We start from the raw sequence: 13,603 nt of genomic DNA, 5'->3' as shown, positions 1-13,603 counted from the left end.
GTTGCCGCCTGCAGTCTGCCGGGCTCAGCCGAGCCTGGCGCTGTCTGCCGGAGTCGAGATGACATCTTTGAGTTCCGATCGGCTGGCGACGTGCAGCTTCGAATACACCTGATAGAGGTGTCCCTCCACAGTGCGGACGGACACGTGCATCTGTTCCGCGATCTTGCGGTTGGACGTACCGGCAGCGGCCCGGACCGCCACTTCACATTCCCTCGCCGTCAGGGTTGAGGTTGTAAGCGACCGCAGCCCGTTCTTCGGACTGCCGAACTTGTCATCGAGGGACTGCTGCGCCCGCTGGGCGATCCGCAGCGCGATGCGGTTGCCGGCGTCGTTCGCGCAGCCGACGGCTTTCCGCACCGCGTCCCGGGCGAACACGGTGTTGCCGCATGCCTCAGCTTCCTTGGATGCTGCCAGTAACTGCTCGCTGTCAGCCTCGCGCATGCCTTCGGCCAGCCGCGAGCACAGGGCCGCGAATTGTCCGGTCACCCTCCCGCTCAGGCTGCCGAGCTTCTGGCCAGTCTGGCGGTCTCCCAGCCGGGCCGCGGCGGACTGGAACAGGAGCGCGGGGGCCAGTGCTGACGTTTCGGCGTCGTTGCCCGCTTCGGCCGAGAGCGCACGGATGGACATTGCCCTCTGGCCGAGCTCGGCCTGGGCCGACAGTTCGAAATAGCGTGTGAGCCGTTCCACCAGCCAGGCCGCGGGCGGCCTGGCCTGGGCAAGATCGTCCAGTAGCAGGCCGGCCATTTCCTCTTCGCCCTGGAGTGCGGCGGCATAGGCACACACGGCCGCGGCCAGGCCGCCCAAAGCGTCGGGGTCCTGCGCCCTGAGCTGCCACCGGCCCGCCTGGAGCCGGGACAAGGCGTCGTCGAGGTGTCCGGCATGCAGGTCCATGACGCCGTGCCCGATCTCAAACATCCCGCCCAGCCTGGTCTGGGGCTCTGCGCCGCTGTACGTCTCCTCAAGATAGACGGACGTTTCCCTGAACTTGCCGGAGAGCAAAAGGAGGAGGAGGAACCTGCCCCTGATCTCACGAACCGCATGGTCCGGGAGCTGCACGCCGGCTGTGGCCGCCAGGATCTGCTTTCCAAGGGCGAGCGCCCGCACCACGTTGCCGGTGACGGCCAGGGCCTCGCTGCGCACGCTGGCGGTCAGGATCCTTGGTTCGCTGCCCAGGTCCCCCGCGTCCACGCCGTCGGTTATGGCCAGGACTTCGTCGTAGCGTCCACGGAAAGCGGCGAGCCCAGCCTCCGCCAGGCGCAGCCGCTCCCGGGCTGCAACTGCAACTGAACTCTGTGCGGCGGGCTCGGCAGCCAGCCGCTCGGCGAACTCCTGTATCCGGGCTTCGGGGTCGGCGCCCGGGGCGGTGCTGCGTTTGTCCAGTTCCACGCGCAGCAGCTGCAAAGCGGTCCACTCGGTCAGGGGAAGCTTGGCGCACGCGCCGTCATCCAGTGCCTCCAGAACCCGGCGTGCGGAGTCCTCGTTGTTCACCGAGATGTGGGCATTGACTGTTTCGATGGCCATCAGGGCAGCGGGTTCGCTTCCTTCGACCTCCTGGACAAATCGCAAGGCGGCCGCGTGGTCGGATGCACCGTTCGCGGCGCGTGCGGCGGCCAGGGCGACCTGGGAGCTCACCTCTTCCCCGCAATCCAGCGCCCAGGCGACGCCGGCCGAGCCGCCGGTGTCCAGCGCGTCCGATTCCTGGAGAACGGCCGTGAGCCGGCGGCGGAGTTCGGCGCTGCGCCCGGGCGGGACCACGTTGGCGACAATTCCGGCGGTCACCGGATTGGCGATGCTGACCATCGGCGGATGGTCATGGGTGACCCGGATCAGGGCCCGCTCCTGGAGCGCGTCCATATCCTGCGGGTTGGCGATGAGCATGAGGGTCTGCAGCGGGACTGCCCCGGCGAGTGCCAGCAGTTCAAAGACGTCGCGCTGGCCGTTGCCGAGCCGGTTGAGGCGTGCCTTCACGACGTCCCGGATCTCTCCGGTCAAGGCGATGGGGCCGTTGCCCAGGAACCATACACCGTCCTGGCGGATCACTGTGCCCAGCTTGATCTGCTCCCGGGCCAGGGAATGGAGGAACAAGGCATTGCCCCCGCTCGCACTCCAAAGCGCCCGGGCAGCGGTCAGGGAGAACCGGCCGCCGTATTCGTGGTGCAACGTTGTTGCCGTCTCTGCGAAGTCGAACGGTCCGAGGTCCACCCGTCGGAGCAGGTCATCCTTCCACAGGCCCATGATGTCCCCGCCAATGTGCGGCATGTCAACGCACGCCGCCAGCAACGTGACATGGGACCCGGCGCTCAACTGGGCCACCATCATGCTGGAGAGCTCGTCGAGGTCATGGGCGTTGTCCACGAAGAGGACGATTCGCCGGCCTTCGGATTTGTTGTGGAGCAGCTGGGTCAGTCCGCGCAACACCATCAGCGGGTGCTCGAGGTGGGAGGCGTCGAGGTCGTTGAGCAGGACGCTCAAGGCCCCGTAGGGAAGCTTGGAGGATATGGAGCTGCCCCTGACCTGGACTACCAGGTACTCGTCGCCGAGCTGCTCCAGGGCGCGCTGGGCGATAAAGGACTTGCCGGCCCCGTGGTCGCCCACGAGCACGATGCCGCAGCCGGAACCCGACGTCAGGGTCTCAACGATGTCGGCAACGACCTCCTGGCGGGTGAAGGGTCTGTCCTTACTGCGGCCATGACCGTTTCTTTGCGCCGGAAACACTATTTCTGTCTGGCCGCTGCCCGTTGGCAAGCCGGCGTCTTGCTGGAACATATGAGAGACCTTCGCAATCAAAGTGTGAGCGGTGATACCTCAACGGTAGGGACTAGGCGTATTTTCGGTATGCGTAAGTAGTACTCGATTACCTAGCGAGTATTCCGCCCGCTCTACGTAGCTGTACTCAGTTGGACCGGCGCTGCCGCAAGGCCCAAACCAAGTAGTCGCCATCCCGCCGCACGTGTCCGGCGCCGGTAGCGGCCCGGACACCGGGGAAGCGGCCCCGCCACGGCGGGCCGGCCGGCGGACACGGGCCCACGCGGCCTCTCCCTTGCTTGCCGCTAGTGCCCGCCGATACCGGGAAGCTGCTCACGGCCCTTGACGTTGAGCTTCGCGTAGCTGCGGTAGAGATGGCCTTCAACCGTGCGCACGGACACCTGGAGCTCTGCGGCAATCTGCCGGTCAGTGAGGCCGCGTACCGCCAGCGCCACAATGTCGCGCTCGCGGCGGGTCAGTATGCCGAGCGAGTCATCGTTCTTGGCCGCTTCGTCGCCGGGAAGGTCATCGGCCCGGTCCAGGCACCGCTTCCGCTGGGAATTGGCCATGCGCTCCCTGAGGGTGTCGCCCGCGGCCCGGTAGGCGTGCGCCGCGGCGTCGTAGGCGAGGGCGGCAAAGGCCCACAATTCCGCCGCTTCACAGGCTTTCGCGGCCTCAAGGAGGTCTGCGGCGTTGTCCGCGCTGATGGCTGCGGCGTAGGCGCAGATCGCGGCGGGCCTTGGCCCCTCGAGCCCGGCCCGGAGTTCGAGCAGCCTCGGCGCCGAGTCCGTGTCCCCCAGGGCCAGGCAGAAGGCCAGCGCGTCGAGTTCGAGCCCGGCGGTGTCCACGTCCGGGTAAGGTCGGCCGAGCCGCTTCAGTTCCGCGATGGCACCCGGGTAGTTCCCGAGCCGGGCCTTTCCATAGACCACGGCCATCGCGGCCAGTGAGCGCATGTACCGCGGCAGGGCCGCGGGTGCTGCCTCGAAGTCGGCGAGGAGTAGCTCCGCCTTCGTCTGGGCACCGACTTCGGCGGCTGCCGCGAAGGCCATGGCCGCCGTGAGCGCGAACAGCTGCTGGGGGTCGGTCAACCGCAGCGCTTCGAGCGCGGCACTTAGCGTGTTCAGAGCCTGGGCGGCCTTGCCCTGGTAGAGCAGAATGATGCCGTGCGCCGCGTGCACTCCCCCGCCGAAGGAAATCAGGTTGGGCCCGGATCCGGCGACGAAGCCGGTCAGGAGGCTTTCCGCCCCCTGCCAGTCGCCGGAGTGGATTGCGGCGGCCGCGGATCGGACGACGAGGAAGTCGGTGAGGAAGTAGAGCTCATCGTGATCGGCCCCGGCGGCCTCTATGGCCCGGGTCATCGCGGCGAGGGCGCTCAGTCCCTTGCCGCCGGCAAGGAGCCGCTCCGCGTCGAGGCAGAGCCGGAACGCCTGTACGAGGGTGTTCGACTGTGGGGTGTTCGAGTGTGGGGTGCCGGCAGCCGCGTCCTCGCCGGACGCCGCCGCGGCCGGGGCTGCCGCGTACTCGCCCGCCAGCGCCAGGACCATGGCTTCCAGAATCTCCAGCCGCTCTTCCGTGGCCCGGTGAATGGCTTCGGCGTCGTCGGGCCGGGCCGCGGCGAGGCGTTCGGCGGCGCGTCGGAGCACCTGTGCCCGCTTGATGATCTCTGCCGGTGTGTGGCCCAGCGCTGACATCGTTGCGGCCCACAGGAGGGATCCGGCCAGGAGCCCGGGGATGCTGTTTCCCTGCCCGAAATCGGCGTCGAGGATGTCCCGGGCCGCCATGTAGTCGGAGGCGTTGTAGCGGGTCCGTGCTATCACGGCGCGGGCCGCCATCTGCAGTTCCGGATCCTTGACCAGGACGGCAGCCTTGCGGGCGAGCTCGTCCTCGTAAAGCCGGCTCGCCAGCACGGCCGCCCTCAGGAGCTGCCGGTCCTCGACCTCCGCGCCGCATTCGATCGACCAGCTCACTTGCCGCAGCAGTCCCTCGGCAGACGTCGGCTCGCTGTCCATCTTGCGCAGCAGGCTCTGCCGAAGCTGCAGGCTCCTGGCCGGTGAAATCAGGTTCCGCAAGGTGTCGCCGTACACGGTATGCCACAGCCGCAGCTCACCCGTCCCGGTGTCCGTGACCCGGATCAGTTCGCTGTCGATCAGTGATCCCACGGCCTCTTCGCCGGCCACCGACTCGATCAGTTCCCGGGACACGGGTTCGGCCAGCGCCACGAGGTTCAGGGCCTGCCGTTCTTCCGGCGAGCGCAGCAGCAACTGGCGGCGCACGACGTCGGTCAGCCGGTCACCGTGGCTGTTCAGGTGCCGGGTGAACAACCAGACACCGTTGCGCCGCAGCAGCGTCCCGTCGTTCCTGGCGTCGTCCAGGAGCCCGTTGAGGAGCATCGGGTTGCCGCCGGAGGCCTCCCAGAGGATCTCGGCGACGTTTGGCAGCACTTGCGAGCCGAGCTCGCCCTCCAGCATCTCTGTGGTCTGCGCGAGGGTGAGCGGGCGCAGGTCGTGCCGCTCGGCGATGCCTTCAAACCAGAGCTGCAGGAGCGGTTCCGGCAGTCCGGGCCGGGCCGCCGCGCCCACAAGCAGTTTCGCCCAGCCGGCCGCCGCCAGCTCCGCGAGGATTCCGGCCGTCGCCTCGTCGAGATCGTGTGCGTCGTCAACGACCAGCAGGAGGGGCTTCTGGGTGGCCCGCTTTTGCTCTTCCAGATGCGCCCACAGCGTCCTCAGCACGGCCAGCTGCGATGTTGCTTCCTGGACCGGCAGTCCGACGATGAAGGGACCCAGGACACCGTAGGGCACCTTGGTCAGCGACGCGCTGCCGTGGATCGGCACCGGCGTCACCTCGGGGCCCAGTTCCCCGACGACGGCATCGATGAGCCTTGATTTGCCCATCCCGCTGTCGCCGAGGACGAACACGGCCACATGGCTGCCGCCCTGGAGGGCTTCCACTGCCGACATCAAATCTTCCGACCTCCCGGTCAAGGCGCGGGCCGGCGCCGTGCCGGGGTTTCCCGCCGGCCCCCTAGATGAGTCCAAGCAGATCACTTCGCGAAGAAACGCCGAGCTTCGTGAACACCTGGTACAAGTGGCCCTCCACGGTCCTGACGGAAATGCCCACTTCCAGGGCGATGTCCTTGTTGGAGACCCCGTTCCCGGCCAGGGTGGCGATTTGCCGCTCCCGGTCTGTCAGCAGCGGGCCCTTGTTGCGCGGCATGACGGGCAGCGCCGGTACGGACTCCGAGAGGCTCTCCAGCATGCTGTAGGCGGCGTTGGCGCTGGCGGTCAGTCCGGCGCCCTTCGCGAAGTCGAATGCGAGCGCGGCGCACCGGGCCTGGACGGCGTCCAGTTCGAGGCCCGCGGCCTGCCCGGCGGCTTCGAGCATGATCGCGGCGTCCTTCTTCCGGCTGCCGACGGCGACCGTCCGGGACAGCTCGGCCAGCGGCCCCTGCCGCAGCCCGGCGATTTCCTCCATGAAAAGAAAATCCTTGACGGTGCCGTTGACGGTGGCCCCGAGCATGCAGATGCCGGCCAGGGTGTAGCGGCCCTTCCGGAAATGCTCCTCCGCGGTCCGTATCAGCCGGTCCTTGGCTTCCGGGTCACCGAGCCACCGCGACGCCATATCCATGCAGAACTCGGTGGAACTGCCGACCGTGAAGCGGGCCGGGCCGTCAGCCGAGCGGGCCCGGTCCAGGTAGATCGTGGCCTGGACCGAGTTGCCGGTCTGGGCGTAGGCAAACGCAGTAGCGGCGTAGGCCTGGCGCAGGGACTGCAGGCTCGCCCGCACCTCCAGCTGGGCGATCGCGGCCAGCAACGGATCCAGAGCCATGTACCCGCGGCCGGCATAGACATAGGCGAGTCCGACGGCGAGGTCCGTTGCGGCGCTGCCGGAATGCAGCCCGTGCCCGGCCCGGCCGCTCGCGTCCTTGAGCATGTCGATGGCTTGGCGCCACAGGCCCGAGAGGAGCAGCACGTTGAAAGAGCGCCAGGCGAAGTTTTCCCGGATGCGCGGCACGTTGGACCACTCGCCCAGCTGTCCGCCGATTTCCCGCATGAGTTTGCGGGCGTCGAGTTCGTGGCCGGTCATGGACCAGGCCTCCATCAGGATGATGGCCGACCTGAGCCGGTGCACGGGATCGGCGCCGGGCACGTCCGTGGTGGCCGCGGTGGTAAGCCGCTGCATCATGGGCTCGAAATCCCCGATGAAAGAGAAATAGTTGAACTCGCACAGATCCAGGCAGAGCCCCGCCCGGGCAAGCGCCGCAGGGGCGGGGGACGGCTCGTCCAGGCTCAGGTCCTGGAGCCGTACCCTGGCCTGCCCAAGCAGTTCGGGGACCTGGCCGGAGCGGTCGTCCAGCCACGCCATGCAGTCAGCCTTCGCCGCGATGAATTCGGCAAAGTTCTCGGCCGCAAGGCCGTTGACCTGCCGTTCGGAGACGTCGTCCAGCGCGGACATGGCCTGCAGCGGCAGGCCGAGCTGGAGGTAGGCAGCCGATTTCTGGAGCTGCCCTTCGGCCCATTCAGGGTCCGAGGGAGAGAGGCTGCCGGCGCATTTGAGGGCAAATTTCGGGTCGAAGAGCTTGACGGCGGCACTGGCAGCCGCCACGGCGTGCGCGGGGGCCAGCTGGGCGTGGCAGTCGTGGGTCCACGCCGCGTAGGCCAGCAGGTCTTCGACTGTCAGCTCGTCCAGTTCATGTTCCTGGTGCCCGGGGACCTTGTCCCGGAGCTCCAGCCGGCGCTCCACGCTGAGCCAGTTGCGGACAATGTCGCCGAGGTAGCGGTCGCCCAGCGTGACGAGGTGCCGGTCCGCGCGGTCGACCACGATCTGGCCGGCCTCTTCCATGTCGGCGATGACACCGGGGCTGTACATCCTGGCGAGCCGGGACAGGGGCAGGGTCCGAGCGCAGGAGAGGACGTCGATGACCTCCCGGGCCTCGGGTGTTTCCCTGGCATACCTGGCCCGGACAATATCCTCCAGCGCCGTGCGGCCATCCAGCACAACCTCATCGAGCAGTGTCCACACGGATCCGGACAGGACAAGGTTTCCGCGTTCGATTTGTTCGGAGACGACGGCCTGCAGGAGCGTGGGGCTGCCGCCGACCAGCTGGTGCAGCTGGCTTGCCAGGGCGGTCGAGACCCGATGGCCCAAAGCTGACTGCAGGACCTCCAGCGTCTCGAGCTCGGTCAGGTTGGCGAGCCGGACCTCGGCGAGCTGGCCGGAAGTGATGAGCCAGTAGAAATCGGGCGGAAGGTCAGTGGTGCGCTGGGCCGTTGCGATCAACCGGGCGGTCCGGGTCTGGAGCAGGTTGAGCAGGACCCCGGTGCTGAGTTCATCGAGGGCGCCGGCGTTGTCGAGCAGGATCACGCACTGGCGCCCGGCGGCGTCGTCGCGGATCAGCGAGGTAATGCCGTGCAGGATGGCGGTCGGCGAGCCCAGGGAACTCTGCGGGAGCCGCGCAAGGGTGAAGGCGAGGCAGCCGTACGGCGTTGCCGACCCCGGCCCTGAACTGCGGAGCTGGATGGTGTACACCTCGGGGCCGAAGCCCGCGAGGGCGGTCCGGCCGACAAGCGTTTTGCCCACGCCGCGGTCGCCGGTGATGACGACGCCCATCCGGTCCTGGGCAAGCAGTTCCTGGCGGACACGCTCGGCATCAGCGTTCCGCGCCAAACCGGACCAGCCGTGTCTCGCGACCTGGCCGGCAGCATGTTCTTCTTCGGCGGGTGCCAATGTAGTGGAAACATTCCCCCAGCCCAGCGAATCCCTCGACATGTAGTTTCCTTCGTACCGCTTTGCAGACAGCAACCCCGGACTGCCCACTTAGAAGTAGCGTATCCCTATCCCCCGACGTGAGAGTAGACAGATCATAGCTGGAATGCGGAAAGCTTGGAAAGGAAACACGCAATCCGCATGCAACTTAGTCGCCGGCCGCCCGCCGCGGGCCCGGGCCGGCCCGCGGTCGGGGCGTTTCGGCTGCGTGCTGTTTTGCCTGCGTTTACGTCCGGGAGGGGCTACGTCGCCTTGGCGGGGTGGAACTTTTGTTGGGCGGCGGTGAGGCCGTCCCGGACCAGGACTTCGACGGCGTCGGCAGCTGAGTCGATGAGGAAGGGCAGTTCCTTTTTCTCCGGCGCGGAAAAGTCACGCAGGACAAAGTCCGCGGTCTCCATCCGTCCGGGCGGACGCCCGACGCCCACCCGCACGCGCAGGTAGTCCTTGGTGGCCAGGGCCTTGGAGATGTCGCGCAGTCCGTTGTGGCCGCCTTCGCCGCCGCCGATCTTGAGCCGCACGGTGTCGAAGGGGATGTCGATCTCGTCATGGACGGCAATGACATGGGCCGGATCGATGCCGTAGAACTGGGCCAGGGCAGACACCGGGCCGCCGGAGACGTTCATGTATGACAGCGGCTTGGCCAGCACGATCCGGGGTCCGCCGATGCCCAGGCGCCCTTCGAGGACCTGGGCACGCGATTTGTGCGATTTGAAGCCACCGCCGACGCGCGAGGCGAGTTCGTCCAGGACCATCTGGCCGACGTTGTGCCGGTTGTGGCTGTACTCGGATCCGGGGTTGCCAAGGCCTACGATCAGCCAGGTGTCGGTCATGGGTCAGTCCTTCGGTGGGACGCAGCCGGGGGCGCGGCCAGTGGGGCGGGTCAGGTGGGACGGGTCAAGTGGGTCGGGCCAGGTGGGTCGGGGCAGGCAGCCGGCTACGGGGCGCGTACGGCGCGGGATACGGCATCAGAGACGACGGCGGCCGGGCCCCTGAGGGACCCGGCCGCCGTAAAATTCAACGGAATTACTCGGCTGCTGCTTCGGCCGACGGTGCGGCTGCTTCGCCCTCTTCGCCCTCTTCGACGTTTTCGGTGGCCTCGGAGATGTTGACGACGAGCGCTTCGGGGTCGGCCAGCAGGGTGGAACCCTTCGGCAGGACAAGGTCGGAAGCGTGGATGTGCTCGCCGGCGCTACGGCCTTCGATGCTGACCTCGATGGCGGTCGGCAGGTGGGTTGCCTCGGCCTCGACGGAAACGACCGTCATTTCCAGGTTGTGGACGTTGCCCGGAGCCAGCTCGCCGCTGAGGTGAACGGGCACGTCAACGGTGACCTTCTCGCCGGTGCGGACGGTCAGCAGGTCGAGGTGCTCGATGATCTGCTTGATCGGGTTGCGCTGGATGTCCTTGACGAGGGCCAGGTGCTGCTCGCCGTCGATGTCCAGGGTCAGCAGGGCGTTGGCGGTGCGGACGGCCAGGGTGGTGGCCTTCGCCGGCAGGGTGATGTGGATCGGCTCGGCACCGTGGCCGTAGATGACAGCCGGGATCAGGTTGGCCATGCGGGCGCGGCGGGCGAAGCCCTTGCCGAATTCGGTGCGGACTTCTGCTGCGAGCTTCTGCTCAGACATGGATATCTCCTCGTGGGATTTCAAGCTGTGGGACTAAACGGTGTTCAGCAAGGGCGGAGGTCTGTTTACGACCTTCAACGCCGGGCTGCCGTGCGGCTGCCCTTCAGAAGGAGATTCAGACCCAGTCGATTACGGAGACCAGCAGTCCGGGTTCCGATTAATTTCCCGTCAATAAGGAATTCAATACGGAATGCCGGCGCTCTCCCTCGCCAAGGTTTCGGTACAAGGCTACCAGCGGAGGGACCGGTTTCTGAAACCGGGCCCTCCGCCGGCCGGCTTAGGCCTGGCCGTCGAACAGGCTGGTGACGGAGCCGTCGTCGAACACTTCACGGATGGCGCGGGCGATCAGCGGCGCGATGGAGAGCACGGTCAGCTGCGGGAACCGCTTGTCCGCGGTGATCGGCAGAGTGTTGGTGACCACCACTTCGCGGGCGCCGGACTCGGAGAGCCGGCGGGCCGCCGGATCGGAGAACACGGCATGGGTCGCCGCGATGATGACATCCTTGGCGCCGGCGTTCTTGAGCACCTGGACGGCGCCGGAGATGGTTCCGCCGGTATCGATCATGTCGTCGATCAGGACGCAGGTGCGGCCTTCAATCTGGCCCACGACCGTCTTGGAGACGGCCTGGTTGGGCACGGTGAGGTCACGGCTCTTGTGCACGAACGCCAGCGGCGCGCCGCCGAGGCGCTCGGCCCACTGCTCGGCCACGCGGACGCGGCCGGTGTCCGGCGAGACGACCGTGACCTTGTCCGAGCCGACCCGGGTGCGGATGTAGTCGGCCAGGAGCGGAATGGCCATCAGGTGGTCCACGGGGCCATCGAAGAAGCCCTGGATCTGGGAAGTGTGCAGGTCCACACTCATAATGCGGTCGGCGCCGGCGGTCTTGTACAGATCGGCGACGAGGCGTGCCGAGATCGGCTCGCGGCCACGGCCCTTCTTGTCCTGCCGGGCGTAGGGGTAGAACGGGGACACCACAGTGATGCGCTTGGCGGAGGCCCGCTTGAGCGAATCGATCATGATCAGCTGTTCCATGAGCCAGTTGTTCAACGGGGCCGGGTGGGCCTGGATCACGAAGGCGTCGGTGCCTCGGACGCTCTCGCCGGCCCGCACGTAGATCTCGCCGTTGGCGAAGTCGTAGGCGTCCAGGGGCAGCAGCTCGGTGCCGAGCTCCTTCGCGATCTCCTTCGCCAGCTCAGGGTGCGCGCGCCCCGCGGCCAGCACCAGCTTCTTCTCGCCGTGTGCCGTAATTTCGCTCATGATTGCTAGCCCTCTTCTGTCGGTGCCGGAGTAGTGGAGGATGTTGGGGCGGCGCCCGCGGCGGAATCCACCGCGGCAGCGGATTCGGCCAGGGCGGACTCGGCCAGGCCGGCGGAAACGGAACCGGGGCGGTTGGCCGCAACCCAGCCGTCCGAGTTCCGCTGCTTGGCCAGGGTGACGGCGAGGGCGCCGGCCGGGACGTCCTTGCGGATGATCGCCCCGGCGCCGCTGTAGGCGCCGTCGCCCACGCGCACGGGGGCCACGAACACGGTGTTCGAACCGGTGCGCACACCCGAGCCGATCACCGTACGGTGCTTCTTCTCGCCGTCGTAGTTGGCCGTGATGTTGCCGCAGCCGATGTTGGTGTCCTCGCCGATCTCCGCGTCCCCGGCGTAGCCGAGATGGGACAGCTTCGAGCCGCGGCCGATCGTGACGTTCTTGGTTTCGTAGAACGCGCCGATCTTGCCGGTCTCGCCCAGGACGGTGCCCGGGCGCAGGTAGGTGAAGGGGCCGACGCTGGCGCGCGCCCCGATCGTGGAGCCGGAGCCATGGGTGCGGATCACCGTGGCGCCCTCCCCCACCGTGACGTCGGTCAACGTGGTGTCCGGGCCGACGACGGCGTCGCGCGCCACCGTGGTGCTGCCGTGCAGCTGGGTGTTGGGCAGGAGCCGGACGTCCTCGTCGAGCGTCACCGTGGCGTCGATCCACGTCGTGGCGGGATCCACGACGGTCACGCCGGCGCGCATCCAGGCTTCGAGGGTGCGGCGGTTGAGTTCAGCGCCGAGCGCCGAGAGCTGGACGCGGTCGTTGGCGCCCTCCACCTGCCAGCGGTCATCGGTGACGACGGCGGCGACGCGGCCGCCCGCGGTGCGGGCCAGGGCCAGGACATCGGTGAGGTACTTTTCGCCCTGGGCGTTGTCCGTGGTGACGTGGACCAGCGCGTCGCGCAGGACGGCGGCGTCGAAGGCGTAGATGCCGGAGTTAACCTCACGGATTTCGCGTTCGGCGCTGGTGGCGTCCTTGTGTTCGCGGATTCCCGTGACGGTTCCGTCTTCTGCGCGGAGGATGCGACCGTAGCCGGTGGCGTCCTCGAGCACGGCGGTGAGGACGGTGACGGAGTTGCCCTCGGCCTCGTGGGCGGCGACGAGCTCGCCGAGCAGGCCACCGGTGAGCAGCGGGACGTCGCCGTACGTGACCACGACCGTTCCGCCCAGCGGGCCTTGGGGGTCGAGGGTGTCGAGCGCTTCCAGTGCCGCCTCGACCGCGCGGCCGGTGCCGGGCACATCGTCCTGGTCCACAATCAGGGCTTTCGGATCGAGGGCGGAGACGTGGGCGGCCACGAGGTCGCGTTCATGCCGGACCACCAGGGCCAGCTCGCGGGGGCTGATACTGCGGGCCGCCTGGAGCGCGTGGCCGACCAGCGAGCGGCCGCCGATCTCATGGAGAATTTTGGGGGTACGGGATTTCATCCGGGTACCGGCCCCTGCAGCTAGGACGATCACGGCGGCCGGGCCAGTATTCTCGGGGCTCACGTATTGGCTCTCCTTGCTTGGTTGCGCGGTGTGTCTCGCCAAGTTCCGCCCATAGGACTCGAACCTATACTCCACGGCTCCAAAGGCCGGGGTGCTGCCATTACACCAGAGCGGACCGTGCCCAGGCTTGACCTGTGGCACGAGAATCAATTCTGCCACGAAGGTTGATGCTCGTGCGACTCAGCGCCGCGGAAGGAGCGGGCAGGCGCGGGTGGGCGGTGCAGCCGTCGCCACGGGACATGCCCATTCTTGGTCCGCGCGGCGGGACATGTGCCGCGGGATTCACGAGCTCCGCGGAACGTGCCTATTTGGGCGCGCAGAGACCTCGGCCCCTACGCGGGATGAGCCCAGTGTTGGTCCCGAGCAATGGACATGATGCCAATATGTCCAGTGCTCGGCCCGCGCCGAGGGACATGCCCGGCGGGAATTGAGCCCTCCAAGGGACATGCCCTGCGGGAATTGAGCCCTCCAAGGGACATGCCCTGCGGGATTTGAGCCCTCCAAGGGACATGTCCAGTGCTGGCCCGCGCCAAGTGACATGTGCCGCAGGATTCACGCACTCCGCGGGACGTGCGTTCCCGGGCGTGCGCAGAGACCTCGGTCCCTATGCGGGATATGCCCAGTGTTGGTCCCGGACAATGGACATAACGCCAATATGCCCATCCCTGGCCCGCTCCGTGGG

General features: G+C 67.7%; 7 protein-coding genes and 1 tRNA gene. All 8 read right to left on the bottom strand.

Annotation, left to right across the window (positions count from 1 at the left end; translation table 11 throughout):
* Positions 1 to 24: 24 nt before the first annotated feature.
* The gene (locus AC1DBX_RS08255; RefSeq protein ID WP_476859125.1) at positions 25 to 2,766 is read right to left on the bottom strand and encodes a LuxR C-terminal-related transcriptional regulator; all 2,742 of its coding nucleotides are present in this window, start codon (positions 2,764 to 2,766) and stop codon (positions 25 to 27) included.
* Positions 2,767 to 3,050: 284 nt separating this feature from the next.
* Entirely contained in the window at positions 3,051 to 5,789 is a 2,739-nt protein-coding gene (locus AC1DBX_RS08250; RefSeq protein WP_476931509.1) for a LuxR C-terminal-related transcriptional regulator, read from the bottom strand.
* The gene (locus AC1DBX_RS08245) at positions 5,767 to 8,511 is read right to left on the bottom strand and encodes a helix-turn-helix transcriptional regulator (protein ID WP_476849061.1); all 2,745 of its coding nucleotides are present in this window, start codon (positions 8,509 to 8,511) and stop codon (positions 5,767 to 5,769) included. The genes AC1DBX_RS08250 and AC1DBX_RS08245 overlap by 23 nt, the downstream gene beginning before the upstream one ends.
* A 239-nt stretch (positions 8,512 to 8,750) precedes the next feature.
* A complete protein-coding gene (gene pth, locus AC1DBX_RS08240) occupies positions 8,751 to 9,338 on the bottom strand; it encodes an aminoacyl-tRNA hydrolase (protein ID WP_026537746.1) in 588 nt (195 codons plus the stop codon).
* A gap of 193 nt (positions 9,339 to 9,531) precedes the next feature.
* On the bottom strand, positions 9,532 to 10,131 hold the full coding sequence (locus AC1DBX_RS08235) for a 50S ribosomal protein L25/general stress protein Ctc (protein WP_028276489.1): 600 nt from the start codon (positions 10,129 to 10,131) through the stop codon (positions 9,532 to 9,534).
* A 277-nt stretch (positions 10,132 to 10,408) separates the two neighbouring features.
* The gene (locus tag AC1DBX_RS08230) at positions 10,409 to 11,389 is read right to left on the bottom strand and encodes a ribose-phosphate diphosphokinase (RefSeq protein ID WP_018774662.1); all 981 of its coding nucleotides are present in this window, start codon (positions 11,387 to 11,389) and stop codon (positions 10,409 to 10,411) included.
* A 5-nt stretch (positions 11,390 to 11,394) separates the two neighbouring features.
* On the bottom strand, positions 11,395 to 12,921 hold the full coding sequence (gene glmU / locus AC1DBX_RS08225) for a bifunctional UDP-N-acetylglucosamine diphosphorylase/glucosamine-1-phosphate N-acetyltransferase GlmU (RefSeq protein WP_476931508.1): 1,527 nt from the start codon (positions 12,919 to 12,921) through the stop codon (positions 11,395 to 11,397).
* 43 nt (positions 12,922 to 12,964) lie between these two features.
* A tRNA-Gln gene (locus tag AC1DBX_RS08220) sits at positions 12,965 to 13,036 on the bottom strand.
* Between the last annotated feature and the right edge of the window lie 567 nt (positions 13,037 to 13,603).

The sequence above is a fragment of the Arthrobacter sp. 10N44_2 genome, assembly GCF_056394385.1.
Note: the sequence above shows the minus strand (reverse complement) of the source record. Positions and strands in the feature narration are given on the sequence as shown.